The organism is Ruegeria sp. CDSA034 (assembly GCF_059612275.1).
Map to the genome: position 1 here is coordinate 181,462 of NZ_JBXWQH010000004.1, position 12,866 is coordinate 194,327.

Below are 12,866 nucleotides of genomic sequence, written 5' to 3' on the forward strand. Positions count from 1 at the left end.
CACTCACTAAGCCGCACGTTGGCGTGAGGGGGCGTGGCCGCATCTGATCGACCTGTCTAGCTTGACGGGTATGAAGGACACGGCCCCAACTCTCTCTTCTGTAAAACCCGCCGGACGCAAGTTTACCGGCACCGACCGTCGCGCGCCTTTGCGCGGCGGTCTGCAAGGGTGCGGGGAATATGGCGCAGGGCAGACGGCAGGCCGGTTCTACCCCATCGCCTGCGTCGCGCTTGAGGTCACCCAACGCTGTAATCTGGATTGCACACTGTGTTACCTCTCGGACCGAGCCGAGATGACCTATGACCCACCGCTGTCGGTTCTGTTTGCGCGTCTTGCCACGATCCACAGCCATTATGGCCCCGGTGTCTCGGTCCAGTTGACGGGGGGTGATCCGACCCTGCGCAAGTTGGAAGACCTCGAGGCACTGTGCCGCGAAATTCGCCGCCTGGGCATGCGGTCGTGCCTGATGACCAACGGCATTCGCGCCAGCCGGGCGTTTCTGACGCGGCTTGCGGCGGCGGGGTTGGATGACGTGGCCTTTCACGTCGACATGACGCAGGAGCGCAAGGGGTTCAACAGCGAGACTGAGTTAAATGTGGTGCGCCGCGCCTATGTCCGCCACACGCGCGGACTGGGCCTGCGGGTATTGTTCAACACGACGGTCTTCGGCGGCAATATTGCTGAACTGTCTGCGCTGGCACGATTCATGCGAGACCGCCCCGAGGTGGCTTTTGTGTCCTTCCAGATGCAAGCGGATACCGGGCGCGGGGTGTTACGCGAACGTCCCGACGCGATCACGCAGGACAGTGTCATGCGTGCCGTCGAGGTCGGATATGAAACGCCCCTGCATTTTGACACGGCCGCCGTGGGCCATGCAAAATGCAATCGCTACGCAAGTGTTGTGACTGCCGGCGGGCGTGCGGTTTCGGTTCTGTCCGCCAAACGCCTGACGCAGAAAGTGATCGCCGCGCTAAGCCGGGCCGACCAATCAACTGACGGTCATATCGACACCCGTGACAGCGTCCGGCGTATGGCGCGGCGCAACCCGTTTTTGGCGCTGCGGGCCGGGTTGCATCTGCTGAGGTGCGTGCTGCGTTTAGGTCGCGGCTTGTTGCGGGGACCTGTCCGCCGGCAATCGGTCTTCATTCATAACTTCATGGCCGCCGACGCGTTGGAGGATGATCGCTGTGCCTCTTGCGTCTTTATGGTCGCAACCGCAAACGGGCCGTTGTCCATGTGCGTTCACAACGCGCAGCGTGACATGCATCTGGCCGCACCGGATCGGGTCGACGGGTCATCTGGCCCAAGGTGGTGGAACGCCGCCGTCCCCCACCTGTCCGCTGGACCCGATCTGCCGGACCTGAGCGATCCGGGTCTGGCCCCGCTCAAGCGGCTCAAGGGGCAGATGCGCGCCACGCGCCGGAACCAAAAGGACGTCTCATGAGAAAACTTCTGATCCTGCTTCTGCTTCCGGTTTTGACCGCTTGCGCAAGTGTCGAGCGTCTGGCCTTGCCCGCCCCCGAGGCATTGCCAGGACAGACCCTGACCAGATTTGGGTCCCCGCCGGGCGAAAAGGTTGATCACCGCGACTGGACAGCTTTCCTGCACCGTTATGTCGTAGCCGACGGGAAGGGCGTGAACCGGGTAACTTACGGGCAGGTGACACAGGCAGATCGCGCGCGCCTGGACGAATATCTGGTCGATCTGCAAGCCATTGACCCCGCGCGGCTGACACGTGATCAGCAACTGGCGTATTGGATAAACTTGTACAATGCGCTGACGGCGGATGTGGTTCTCGAAAACTATCCCGTTGCTTCGATCCGCGACATCAAGGATGGGCCATTATCGATTGGGCCGTGGAATCAACCTTTGGCGCGGGTGGCCGGGCAGGAGTTGACCCTCAATGACATCGAACACCGCATTATTCGGCCCACATTCGGCGAACCGCGCATCCACTATGCGCTGAACTGCGCCGCTGTGGGCTGCCCTAACCTGATGGATCGCGCCTGGCAGGCCGAGACATTGGAGCGCGATTTCGCTGCTGCCGAGCACGCCTATATCAACGACCCGCGTGGCGTGCAGTTCGACCAACGCGGCGGATTGATCCTGTCAAAGATCTTTATCTGGTTCCGCGAGGATTTCGGACCGAATGAAAAATCCGTGCTGGCCTACATCGCGACCGCAGCGGAACCCGAGCTGCGCGCCCGTCTTCAGCAGACGCCGCGCGTCAAAGCGTATCAGTATGACTGGGCTTTGAACGACGCGGCGGCTGGATCTTAATCAGCGGATTACAGCAACCCTTCGGCGCGCAGCAGGTCCTGCATGTTCGCCTCGGGGCGCGGGCCGATGTGACTGATGACCTCGCGGGCGCAGATATTGCCGATCTTGGCGCAGGCTTCGTGATCGCGGCCTGTGGCCATGCCAAACAGGAAGCCGGCGGCAAACTGATCGCCCGCACCGGTTGCGTCCACGGGCACGACTTTCTCGACCGGTACGTCGACGCGTTGCCCGTCGCTTAGGACAGTCACGCCGTCGCCGGAGCGGGTGCATACGACAAGCGGGCAGATCGCGGCGGTTTTGGCCAGCGCCTCTTCCAGATCGCCGGTTTCGAACAGGGATTTGATTTCGGCCTCGTTGCCGATGACGAAATCAAGTTCGTTTTCGATCAGCAGCAGGAAATCGACACGGTGGCGTTCCACACAGAAGGGGTCGGAAATGGCGATACCCGCCTTGCCGCCACCTTTGTGGCACGCGCGCGCGGCCTCAAGAAACGCGGCCTTTCCTTTTTCCTTGTCGAACAAATAGCCCTCAAGGAACATGATCTGGCTGTTGCCTGCGACGTCATCCGATACGTCCTGCGACGACAGTTCCGAGGAAATCCCCAGATAGGTATTCATTGACCGTTCCCCATCGGGCGAGACAAAGATCATCGACCGCGACGTTGGCAGCTCGCCACCCGGAACCGGAGGGTTCACGAAATCAACGCCGTCCTCGTTCATTGCGTCCGCGTAGAACCGGCCCAGAGCGTCATCATGAACCCGCCCGATAAACGCTGAATCCAGCCCCAGCGCACCTGCGCCAGCGATGGTGTTGGCAACCGAACCACCCGGCGTCTGTACCCGACCTTCCATCGAGGCATAGAGGACCTCGCCACGCTCCTGCTCGATCAGCTGCATGATGCCTTTTTCAATGCCCATCAGCTCTAGGAAACTGTCGTCGGCTTGGGAAATCACGTCCACAACTGCGTTTCCGATGCCGGTCAGTTGGTAGGTTTTCATAGGTTCTTGTCCTCAAATTCGCAGAGATCGCGGATGATGCAGGTAGGGCACATAGGCTTGCGCGCTTTGCAATGATAGCGGCCATGCAGGATCAGCCAGTGATGCGCATGCAGTTGAAAATCAGTCGGGATATTGTCTTCGATGGCGCGTTCGACGGCGTCCACATTCTTACCGGGGCAAATGCCGGTGCGATTGCCAACCCGAAAGATATGCGTGTCCACCGCCTGCGCCGGATATCGCCACCACATGTTCAACACCACATTGGCGGTTTTGCGGCCCACTCCCGGCAGCGATTGCAGTGCTGCACGGGAATTGGGTACCTCGCCGTCATAATCGTCGACCAGAATACGGCTGAGCTTGATGACGTTCTTGGCCTTCTGGCGGAACAGACCAATGGTCTTGATGTGTTCGATCAGACCTTCTTCGCCCAGATCCAGCATCTTTTGCGGTGTGTCAGCGATCTTGAACAAGGCGCGTGTCGCCTTGTTCACACCGACATCTGTGGCTTGCGCAGACAGGGCCACGGCGACCACCAGAGTATAAACGTTGACATGCTCAAGCTCGCCCTTGGGTTCGGGGTCGGCTTCCTGAAAGCGCGTAAAGATCTCGCGGATCCGGTGATATCCGAGTTGTTTTGCCATCCGCGTCTTAATGCCGTTCGGGGCGCGTCGATACAAGTCCAAAGCCAATGCGCAAGTTCCGGGTCGCGAGGGCGTAACCTGCGCGCTATGGTTTGGTCAAGAATATGAGGTAATAGCCATGAACGTCCAGACACCGGAAAGCGGATACCACTACAACGTCATGCGCCGCGCGATCGACCTGATTGATCGAGGCGGAGAAGGCCTGAGCCTGGAAGAGCTAGCCCGCCAGATGGATATGAGCCCGGCGCATTTCCAGCGCCTGTTCTCGCGTTGGACGGGGGTGTCGCCGAAACGCTACCAGCAATATCTGACCTTGGGCCACGCCAAGGCATTGTTGCGGGAACGGTTCACCACGTTGGAAACCGCACACAACGTCGGCCTGTCCGGCAGTGGCCGTCTGCACGATTTGTTCCTGAAATGGGAATCCATGAGCCCCGGCGAATACGCGCGCAGAGGCGTGGGGCTGACGATCTATTGGGGCTGGTTCGAATGCCCCTTTGGCCCGGCACTGGTCATGGGAACCGATAAGGGTATCTGCGGCATTGCCTTCGGGGCCGAAACTGGCGAAGAGGCCGCGATGGAGGATATGATCTCACGCTGGCCCAAGGCCGAGTTCATAGAAGATCCGATGCGTCTGCGCCCTTGGGTTCTAAGTGCTTTTGGCGCGGCAAGCGACCGGTTGGAACCTACGCCGCTGTACCTCATTGGCTCGCCCCTGCAAATCAAGGTTTGGGAGGCGCTGATGCACATCCCGTCGGGTCAGGTCACCACCTATTCTGAGATTGCGCAACGTGTGGGATCGCCACAAGCAGTGCGCGCCGTGGGTACTGCGGTTGGCCGCAACCCGGTCAGCTGGCTGATCCCTTGCCACCGGGCGCTACGCAAATCCGGCGGGCTGGGTGGCTATCATTGGGGCTTGCCGGTCAAACGCGCAATGCTGGCATTCGAGGCCGCTCAGGCCGACGCATAGTCACGTCAAAAACAAACTTTGCGCTGCTGCATCCTGTGATAGTGAGATTCTATGAAGCAGGACAGCAGGCAGATCACACAGACATTCGCGGCGTGGGCCATTCCGGTTTCAGTGGCGGTTTTGCTGCTGAAACTGCTGGCCTGGTGGGTGACGGGCTCGGTCGCCCTGCTCTCGGACGCCTTAGAATCGGTGGTGAATGTGGCGGCCGCTCTGCTTGCATTTTTCGCGGTGCGGATATCTGGCATGCCGCCAGACAAAAAGCACCCGTTCGGGCATAAGAAGGCCGAGTACCTGTCGGCTGTGGTCGAAGGGACGCTGATTGTTCTGGCCGCACTGCTGATCATTCGTGAAGCTGTTTTCGCATTACCTGATCCGCATCTGGCCGGGGAACCGTTCCTGGGCATTGCCATAAATGTGGGCGCGACGTGCCTGAATGGTATCTGGGCGTTTCTGCTGTTGCGGGTTGGGCGACGAGAATCCTCACCGGCGTTGGAGGCGAGCGGAAAGCACATATTAACCGACATTATGACCTCGGTCGGTGTTGTTGTCGGGTTGCTGATAGCGATGGCGACAGGTTGGTTGGTCCTTGATCCGATCATCGCGATTCTGGTGGCGTTGAACATTCTGTGGGAGGGGTGGAAGGTCATCCGCAGCTCGGTCGACGGATTGATGGATGCTTCGCTGGTCGATGGGGAATTGACGTCTGTGCGCGAAACAATCGAAGCCAATTTGGGCCCGGCATTGGAGTATCATGATCTGCGCGGTCGCAGGTCAGCCAACATGATTTTCGTTGAGTTTCACCTCGTGGTTGACGGTGCCATGTCGGTCGCGGCCGCGCATGACATCTGCGACGATATCGAGACGGCCCTGAACAGGAAGTTTCCTGGGTCAGTCTTTGTCATCCATCTGGAACCGGACAGCGAGTTAAAAAGTACCAGAGCCTGATTGACAGACACATCCGCCAGTGCGAAATGTCGCCTCCAGGTTCGGGTCCCCTGCCGTTCGCAGCCATTTGGCATTGGTGAAACCCGGTTGATGAACATCTGTTGCCCTTTCCTGGCGCGCGGATGGCAATGCGAACCCCGTCCTGACTTGGCGCCCGTTTAAGGAAACGAGGCAAGAAATGACACGTTCAAAAAATATTGCTCCACTTGAGGAGCTAAAAGCGCAAGCGAAGCGACTAAGAGAGAGGTTGCGCGGTGCGGGGGTCACGCTCTCGCATAGTGAATCGCTGGAATTGTTGGCGCATCAACATGGGGTGCGCGATTGGAATACGTTGCACGCCATGGCCGGAAATCGCATGCATTTGCGTGTTGGTGACCGGGTTGAAGGGTTCTATTTAGGGCAGCCCTTCAGGGCGGAAATCCGTGGTATGACCCTATTGGGTGACGGGTCGCATCGGCGCGTTACGTTACATTTTGACACCCCCGTGGATGTCGTTCAGTTCAACAGCTTCTCGGCCTATCGTCAGCGCGTAACCGGTGAGATTGGCTGGGATGGTCGATCCACGCGGCATACCTCGGACGGCCAACCGCAACTGATCGTGCGACCCACGTAAAGAAAAGGGCGCGGCGGGTAACCACCGCCGCGCCCTTTTGTTAAGTTCTGGTCTGGCGTCACTCTGCCGCCCAGCCACCGACGGCTTTGACCTCAAGGAAATCCTCCAACCCCCACAAGCCGCCTTCGCGCCCGTTTCCGGACTGTTTCATGCCGCCAAACGGTGATCCTGCACTGCGCGACTGGCCATTCATTTCGACCATTCCGGACCGCAGTACCCGCGCCATTCGGTTAGCCCGCGCGCCGTCTTGTGTCTGAACATAATTGGTCAGGCCGTATGGCGTGTCGTTGGCAATCTCGACCGCTTCTTCTTCGGTGTCGAAGGGGATCATGGTCAGGACCGGGCCAAAGATCTCTTCGCGCGCGACGGTCATCTGGTTATTGGCGTCAGCAAAGACGGTTGGACGTACATAATAGCCCTTGTTCAGCCCCTCGGGCCGACCGGTGCCGCCTGCTACCAGCCGGGCGCCTTCATCGATGCCCTTCTGGATCAGGTCCTGGATTTTGTTCCACTGCACCTCGTTCACGACGGGGCCGATATGGCGGCCTTCTTCCTGCGCGCTGCCCACGGAAACCATGCTGGCCACTTCAGCCGCCGTTTCCACGGCCTGATCGTAGATCGGGCGCTGCACCAGCATGCGGCTGGGCGCATTACAGCTTTGGCCGGTGTTGTTCATCATGTGCAGAACACCACGTTTGACGGCCTTTTCATCGGCATCGGCAAAGACCACGTTTGCACCCTTGCCGCCCAGCTCCAGATGTACCTTCTTCAAGGTGTCTGCAGCACTTTTTGAGATCGCTGTGCCTGCGCGGGTCGAGCCGGTAAAGCTGACCATATCCACATCCGGATGCGCGGAAAGCTGGGAACCGACGCCCACGCCATCGCCGTTCACCAGATTGAACACACCGGCGGGGAAGCCGGCCTCATCCATCATCTCGGCAAAGATCATCGCGTTCAGCGGGCTTTGTTCGGAGGGTTTCAGAACCATGGTGCAGCCTGCAATCGCCGCCGCGCCAACCTTGAGCGTGACTTGGTTCATCGGCCAGTTCCATGGCGTGATCAGGGCGGCAACACCGACGGCCTCATAGATGATCCTGTCATTGGGCGTGTGATCGCCCAGCGGGCGGTCGAATTGGAACGCTTTGGCTGCGCGCACAAAGTTCGAAAGGTGATACATGCCCGCGCCAGATTGCTGGGTGCGCGCCATGTCGATTGGCGCGCCCATCTCAAGTGACATCGCCTGTGCCAAATCCTCGGACCGGGATTGGTAAATCTCGATCAGTTTCTCGACCAGCGCGATGCGATCTTCGACCGGTGTGGCCATCCAGCCGGGCAGGGCGGCCTTTGCGGCAGCAACTGCGGCGTCTGTATCAGCTTGCGTGCCCAGTGAGATCACCGCGCAGGGTTCCTCGGTCGAGGGGTTGATCACCTCGAAATCTTTCGCTGCAGATGGGGCGACCCATGTTCCGTCAATGTAGAAATTGCGTTTCTCGATCATCACGTATCCTCCTGATCCCGTGGCCCGGATGGCGGGAATTTGCGCCACTCTGGCACCGGCATATCGGTGTGGCAAGGCGCAATTTGATCAAATTAATTTCCTCAAAAATGAATACCCTTTCAAGCAGCTAATGGTTTAACAATGGCGCAGAGTTATTAGGTTTCCAGCAACCGACTCGGTTTGTTTCACAAAAAAGGAGATGCCCCATGGGTTTGCGCATCAATGACACCGTTCCGAATTTCACCGCAGAAACGGATCAGGGCACGGTTCAGTTCCATGACTGGATCGGCGACAGCTGGGCGATCCTGTTCTCGCACCCTAAAGATTTCACTCCGGTCTGTACTACCGAGTTTTCTGCGGTCGCGCAGTTGAACGATGAATGGGCAGCCCGCAACACCAAGGTGATGGGCGTCTCAGTCGATGGCGTCGAGGACCACAAGAAGTGGAAGAAGGACATCGAGGCGTATGGCAACGCCAACCCCGGTTTTCCGATCATCGCTGATGACGGTCTGGCCGTGTCCAAGGCGTTCGACATGCTGCCCGCCGAGGCATACCTGCCCGATGGCCGCACGCCTGCCGACAGTGCAACCGTGCGTTCGGTGTTCATCATCGGCCCTGACAAACAGTTGAAACTGTCGATGACCTACCCGATGACCGTGGGCCGAAATTTTGCCGAAATCCTGCGCGCGCTGGATGGTCTGCAGATGAGTGCCAAGGGCGTGGCCACCCCCGCGAACTGGGTGCCGGGCGAAGACGTGATCATCCCGCCGGCCGTGTCGAATGATGAGGCAAAAGAAAAGTTCGGTGAGTTTGAAACCATCTTTCCGTATCTGCGTAAAACCAAAGCGCCCAGCTAAAGTAGCTCGGGCAGGGCGATAAGTTCTGCCCGATTCCAATCCGCCTTCAAGGGTGACTAAGCTGCGTATCGTTGAGGGTGCTGATACAGTTTCCGACGGTAGGCAGCGCGTTTGAACTCACGCGTTAGCTTGTCGGCCAGCGGCGGGCTTGCCTGTATGGTCGAACCGCCGATTTCTTGTGCGACTTCCTGATTGCCGCTTCCTTGCAAGGAAAGGATCGGCTGCCCAGTCACCCAGTGCATTTGCAGGAACGTGTCGACCGGTCGGTCAATCTGGTCGGTTACGGCAAGCAACCGCTCAGCTGCACGCCGCCCGACCACCTGGCAGACGCATTGCAAGCCAATGACTTTTGGCAGGATCAGACGCAATCCATTTTGCTTTATAAGCGTTCGTGCCGCATCCTCGCGTTGTTTCACGGGAATTCGGATATAGTGATCCGGGGTTGCAAGCGGATCCAGCATCTCTAACGCATAGGCCATACGACACGGATCTATGCGCAAATCATCCTCGGTAATGATAGCGCGGTCGATCTTTTCATCAACGAGCTTGCGCCAGATTCGCCGATGGCTCGCGAAAACTCCGATCTCCGCTGGGCGCAGCGGAAAAGGGTATCTGGGGCGATACAGATCGCCTGGAAACAATTGTACATCCGCGATTTGAGCAGGGTCCTTCCCATCGACGGCCTCGAACAGTTCCGCATCGGGCAGACTGGCACACAGCCTTTCGGCATTGGGTCGCCGCGCTGTGCTTGCTGTCATATGGATGACAAAAGTCCTCATGCCACAGTGCATAGAACACGATAACGAAAGGGGGAAGAGAAACCCGAAAGAAACACTTCCCCGTGATCCATCAGAAACCGTAACGCAGTCCGACATTGACGCTGAAGGCGTCGATATCATCCTCGACCGTACCCGTAGACGCACCGTTTGGTGCCAAACGTGCCGAGGATACGTCGAATGCGCGGGCATATCGGGTGTCCAGGGTCAGAGAGGTATTTGGGCTGATCTCATAGGCTACACCGGCAATAATTTGCGCAGCAAAGGTGGTGTCGGTGTCGTTAAGTTCAACGCCCGGCCCGTAGACAAAGTCCAGATCAGAATAGGTGGCACCCAGACCCAGACCGACATAGGGCGTGAAGGCCCCTGCCTGTTTGAAATCGACCAGCACATTGGCGAACAGCGATGTCTGCGACACGTCACCCGAAATGTTGCCTTCTGCGCCGGGTCCGTTGCCTGAAAAATTGACGCCATCCACGTCGTTGTCGCGGTAGGACAGCTCCAGCTCGATCCGGGTGCCAAACTGATCGTTCGACCACTGCGGGATCTCTTTGCCGACTGCGATGCCCAGCCCATAGCCACCATCGAAATCGGTATCTACTGACTGCGACGATCCATTGATCGTGCCGCTAAAGTCGCTGTCCTGTAGCTGGCTGTACCCAGCAAAACCCTGAATATAGAGACCATCCGACAGGCTCTGTGCGGCCAGCGCGGACGCGCTGATCGTCAAAGCTGTCGAGGCGAGAAGAAGACGCGTAACCATGACCATGTCCTTTGTTCCACAATTGGTATGGCGCACATGTGGGCAGTAGAGGCAGGAATGAAAGGCGCCAGCCCTTCACTTCAATTCACAGGATATTGGGCGTGTGTGAGTGAATAAGATCAGTACCGAGCTGACACTTTGATTCACGGTCTATGTGGTCGAATTCGACCTTTCAGAACTGTTTGTAAGCAAAGGTTCGGAAAGCAACTCATCGATGAAGTAGCTCAGCAATTGCACGCGTCCCGTAACTCCTGCCTTGCGATACACCGCCGCGCATTGCGCTTTGACCGTGCCTTCCTTGGTTTGCCGCAATGTCGCGATGTCCGCGATTGGCAGACCCTTGATAGAAAGCAGGGCAACGTCGCGCTCAGCATCACTCAAGTTCCACTCAGTGAATTGAGAGGCAATGAGTTGAGCAAACGCGCCCTGCGCGACGCTCAGCTGTCGCTGCATGTCGCGCACACGCCTGTTCTGGGACCGGATCAATGCAATCGTCGCGGCAAGACCGCCGATCAATGCCAGGGCCAGAACCAGTTCGAAACTATGCAGGTGGCGAAAGCCCGCGCTTTCCCCGCCGGTCCAGTCCAGCATCGCGTCCGTCACGAAAAAGGCGGCGCAGACGGCCTGGACCACCAGAAGGAGCCAAAGCAATGACGTTTGTGAAAGCTTCATGAGGCTCCTGTGATTTTATCCGATCAATCGTCGTCCTCTTCGAGTTCGATGGCAGTTACCATGCCGTCCGTCTCGGACAGGACGAGTTCAGTTTCCACGCCATCCTTGATGAGTTCAACCTCGATCTCGCCATCTTCGAATTCGATCTCTTTGATTTCGTATCCCTGCGCCTCCAGGGCCGTGCGGATATCGGACTCGGTGGTGCCCAGTTTGTCGCCCAGCCCGACATTGGCCAGTGCAAGAACCGGCGCTGTTGCAATCAATCCGGTCAGTGTCAGCAGTTTCAAGGTTTCCATTTTGCATCTCCTTTTTGCGTTGTGGCGATGTTGTGAAACTGGGAACAGGGCGCGTGCGCTGCGATTGGCTTTTGGTTGAAACGCAAGGAATTGGACCAAAGTTTATCCCGGTAAAATGCGGTTTCAGGCCGCCTGGTTCTGCATTTGCCCGAATTGTGTTAGGTTTAGACCGGCGGAGTTCTACAGGCATATAACCAAGACGTCGGGCGTTCAGACTGTGTAAAACAGGAGAAGACGATGGCATTCACAGATTGGTACGTTGAAGGCGATGCATTCGGGAACTGCAATTGCGGCTATGCCTGCCCTTGCCAATTCGAAGAATTACCAACCCACGGAAATTGCCGCGGCTTTGAGGTGCTTGAGGTTTCCAAAGGACATTTTGGCGACACCGACCTTGCGGGCACAAAAGCTGCGCTGATCTATGCCTGGCCTGGCCCGATCTTTGAGGGCGGCGGCCAGATGCAGGTGATCATCGACCCAAGCGCCTCGGACGCGCAACGGGCCGCATTGGAAAAGGTCTTTCACGGTGAAGAGACCGAGGAAATGGCAACCCACTGGCATGTCTTCCGCACGATGTGCGACACCGTTCACGAGACCCTGTATGTGCCGATTGATTTTGAGATGGACATGGATGGGCGCACCGCCAAAGTCTCAATCGGTGAGGTGCTGAGCTCAACTGGCCGTCCTATCAAGGCCCCACATGGTGGTGGTCCGCATCGTGTACGGATCGACATTCCCGGTGGTATAGAATTCACCCTGGCCGAGATTGGCAGCGCCTCGACCAAGGCAGATGCGGCGATCAAACTGGATTTGAACGACAGTTATGGGCAGTGGCATGTGATGAAACACGGGCCGTCTGGCGTGGCACACTGACGTTCTGGGTATTTGACTTGTCAGCATGGATCAGGCTGCAGCGGCTTCACCAGTCAGATGTTCGCTTTGGCCAGCTTCGTTCTTTTCCAAGCTTGGCTTAATCGGCCGCACGCGATCATAGATGATGTGGAACAGGTAGGTGTAAACCGTGTAAGTCAGTGTCAGACCGACATTGAGCGAAAGCGCTGATCCCAGAGAATGCCCACCAACCATCATCAAAAGTGGGCAGGTGATCATGACTGCCGTAACCTCATGCAATGTGGCATGAAGAACACGCACCGATTGGGGGCGTTTGCAGGCCAACCGAGCCGTTTTGCCCCGCTCAATCAGATCGAAAATAGTATTGAAGATCGGGCACCAGATCATGATCACAATCGATAGCATGGCGATCATAGCGAACCCGTGCACCATCGATGCGCCGGTCAAATAAGCGTATACGGGTGAGACAAAAGCGATCCCGATCATCTCGAAGCTGCCGGTCTGGATGACGCGTTCCTTGAAGGTCCTCAGGGTCATGTCACGCCTTTCAAAACACAGGATCACCGTTCAGCCGAGCGGATTGCCCGGCCGCTGAAATACGGGTGGTCTTAAGGGATGGATTGCTTCCCTAGCGTAACCTTTCATGAAGAAATACATCTGACTGTGAACTCGCACACATTCAGATATTTATGGCAATAATTGACC

General features: G+C 57.7%; 15 protein-coding genes. 7 read left to right on the forward strand and 8 right to left on the reverse strand.

All coding sequences use genetic code 11. The features are described 5' to 3' along the window. Positions 1-70: 70 nt before the first annotated feature. On the forward strand, positions 71-1,444 hold the full coding sequence (locus AC2FLJ_RS10155; RefSeq protein WP_496705601.1) for a radical SAM protein: 1,374 nt from the start codon (positions 71-73) through the stop codon (positions 1,442-1,444). Next, entirely contained in the window at positions 1,441-2,280 is an 840-nt protein-coding gene (locus AC2FLJ_RS10160) for a DUF547 domain-containing protein (protein WP_282170191.1), read from the forward strand. The genes AC2FLJ_RS10155 and AC2FLJ_RS10160 overlap by 4 nt, the downstream gene beginning before the upstream one ends. A gap of 8 nt (positions 2,281-2,288) precedes the next feature. Here AC2FLJ_RS10160 and AC2FLJ_RS10165 read toward each other — a convergent pair whose 3' ends face one another. Together AC2FLJ_RS10165 and nth are read right to left on the reverse strand one after the other, a co-directional pair. Beyond that, positions 2,289-3,278: an adenosine kinase gene (locus AC2FLJ_RS10165; RefSeq protein ID WP_282170192.1), complete on the reverse strand. Its 990-nt coding sequence runs from the start codon at positions 3,276-3,278 to the stop codon at positions 2,289-2,291. After that, positions 3,275-3,919 (reverse strand): endonuclease III, encoded by a 645-nt coding sequence (gene nth, locus AC2FLJ_RS10170; RefSeq protein WP_282119580.1) that lies wholly within the window; start codon positions 3,917-3,919, stop codon positions 3,275-3,277. Before nth ends, AC2FLJ_RS10165 begins: the two co-directional genes overlap by 4 nt. A gap of 118 nt (positions 3,920-4,037) precedes the next feature. Here nth and AC2FLJ_RS10175 point away from each other — a divergent pair, with 118 nt between their 5' ends. From AC2FLJ_RS10175 to AC2FLJ_RS10185, 3 genes are all read left to right on the forward strand, one after another. After that, positions 4,038-4,889, forward strand: a complete 852-nt coding sequence (locus AC2FLJ_RS10175; RefSeq protein WP_058275230.1) for a methylated-DNA--[protein]-cysteine S-methyltransferase — start codon at positions 4,038-4,040, stop codon at positions 4,887-4,889. A 51-nt stretch (positions 4,890-4,940) separates the two neighbouring features. After that, the gene (locus tag AC2FLJ_RS10180) at positions 4,941-5,834 is read left to right on the forward strand and encodes a cation diffusion facilitator family transporter (protein ID WP_496697229.1); all 894 of its coding nucleotides are present in this window, start codon (positions 4,941-4,943) and stop codon (positions 5,832-5,834) included. Between the two features lie 178 nt (positions 5,835-6,012). Then, the gene (locus AC2FLJ_RS10185) at positions 6,013-6,447 is read left to right on the forward strand and encodes a glyoxalase superfamily protein (protein WP_496697227.1); all 435 of its coding nucleotides are present in this window, start codon (positions 6,013-6,015) and stop codon (positions 6,445-6,447) included. A gap of 58 nt (positions 6,448-6,505) precedes the next feature. On the opposite strand, the gene AC2FLJ_RS10190 is transcribed toward AC2FLJ_RS10185, so the two are convergent. Next, a complete protein-coding gene (locus AC2FLJ_RS10190) occupies positions 6,506-7,945 on the reverse strand; it encodes an aldehyde dehydrogenase family protein (protein WP_496705605.1) in 1,440 nt (479 codons plus the stop codon). A 206-nt stretch (positions 7,946-8,151) separates the two neighbouring features. Between AC2FLJ_RS10190 and AC2FLJ_RS10195 the strand changes: the two genes are divergently transcribed. After that, entirely contained in the window at positions 8,152-8,802 is a 651-nt protein-coding gene (locus tag AC2FLJ_RS10195) for a peroxiredoxin (RefSeq protein WP_058274981.1), read from the forward strand. 56 nt (positions 8,803-8,858) lie between these two features. Here the strand turns inward: AC2FLJ_RS10195 and AC2FLJ_RS10200 are convergent, their stop codons facing one another. The 4 genes from AC2FLJ_RS10200 to AC2FLJ_RS10215 form a co-directional block, all read right to left on the reverse strand. Continuing rightward, entirely contained in the window at positions 8,859-9,593 is a 735-nt protein-coding gene (locus AC2FLJ_RS10200; RefSeq protein WP_496705607.1) for a glycosyltransferase family 25 protein, read from the reverse strand. Between the two features lie 58 nt (positions 9,594-9,651). Next, entirely contained in the window at positions 9,652-10,341 is a 690-nt protein-coding gene (locus AC2FLJ_RS10205) for an outer membrane protein (RefSeq protein ID WP_282170198.1), read from the reverse strand. 150 nt (positions 10,342-10,491) lie between these two features. Continuing rightward, positions 10,492-11,013: a helix-turn-helix transcriptional regulator gene (locus AC2FLJ_RS10210; protein WP_058274979.1), complete on the reverse strand. Its 522-nt coding sequence runs from the start codon at positions 11,011-11,013 to the stop codon at positions 10,492-10,494. Positions 11,014-11,036: 23 nt separating this feature from the next. Continuing rightward, the gene (locus AC2FLJ_RS10215) at positions 11,037-11,309 is read right to left on the reverse strand and encodes a PepSY domain-containing protein (protein ID WP_496697222.1); all 273 of its coding nucleotides are present in this window, start codon (positions 11,307-11,309) and stop codon (positions 11,037-11,039) included. A gap of 237 nt (positions 11,310-11,546) precedes the next feature. Here AC2FLJ_RS10215 and AC2FLJ_RS10220 point away from each other — a divergent pair, with 237 nt between their 5' ends. After that, a complete protein-coding gene (locus tag AC2FLJ_RS10220) occupies positions 11,547-12,182 on the forward strand; it encodes a DUF1326 domain-containing protein (RefSeq protein WP_496705610.1) in 636 nt (211 codons plus the stop codon). 30 nt (positions 12,183-12,212) lie between these two features. On the opposite strand, the gene AC2FLJ_RS10225 is transcribed toward AC2FLJ_RS10220, so the two are convergent. Further along, positions 12,213-12,698: a PACE efflux transporter gene (locus AC2FLJ_RS10225; protein ID WP_496705612.1), complete on the reverse strand. Its 486-nt coding sequence runs from the start codon at positions 12,696-12,698 to the stop codon at positions 12,213-12,215. Positions 12,699-12,866 lie beyond the last annotated feature (168 nt).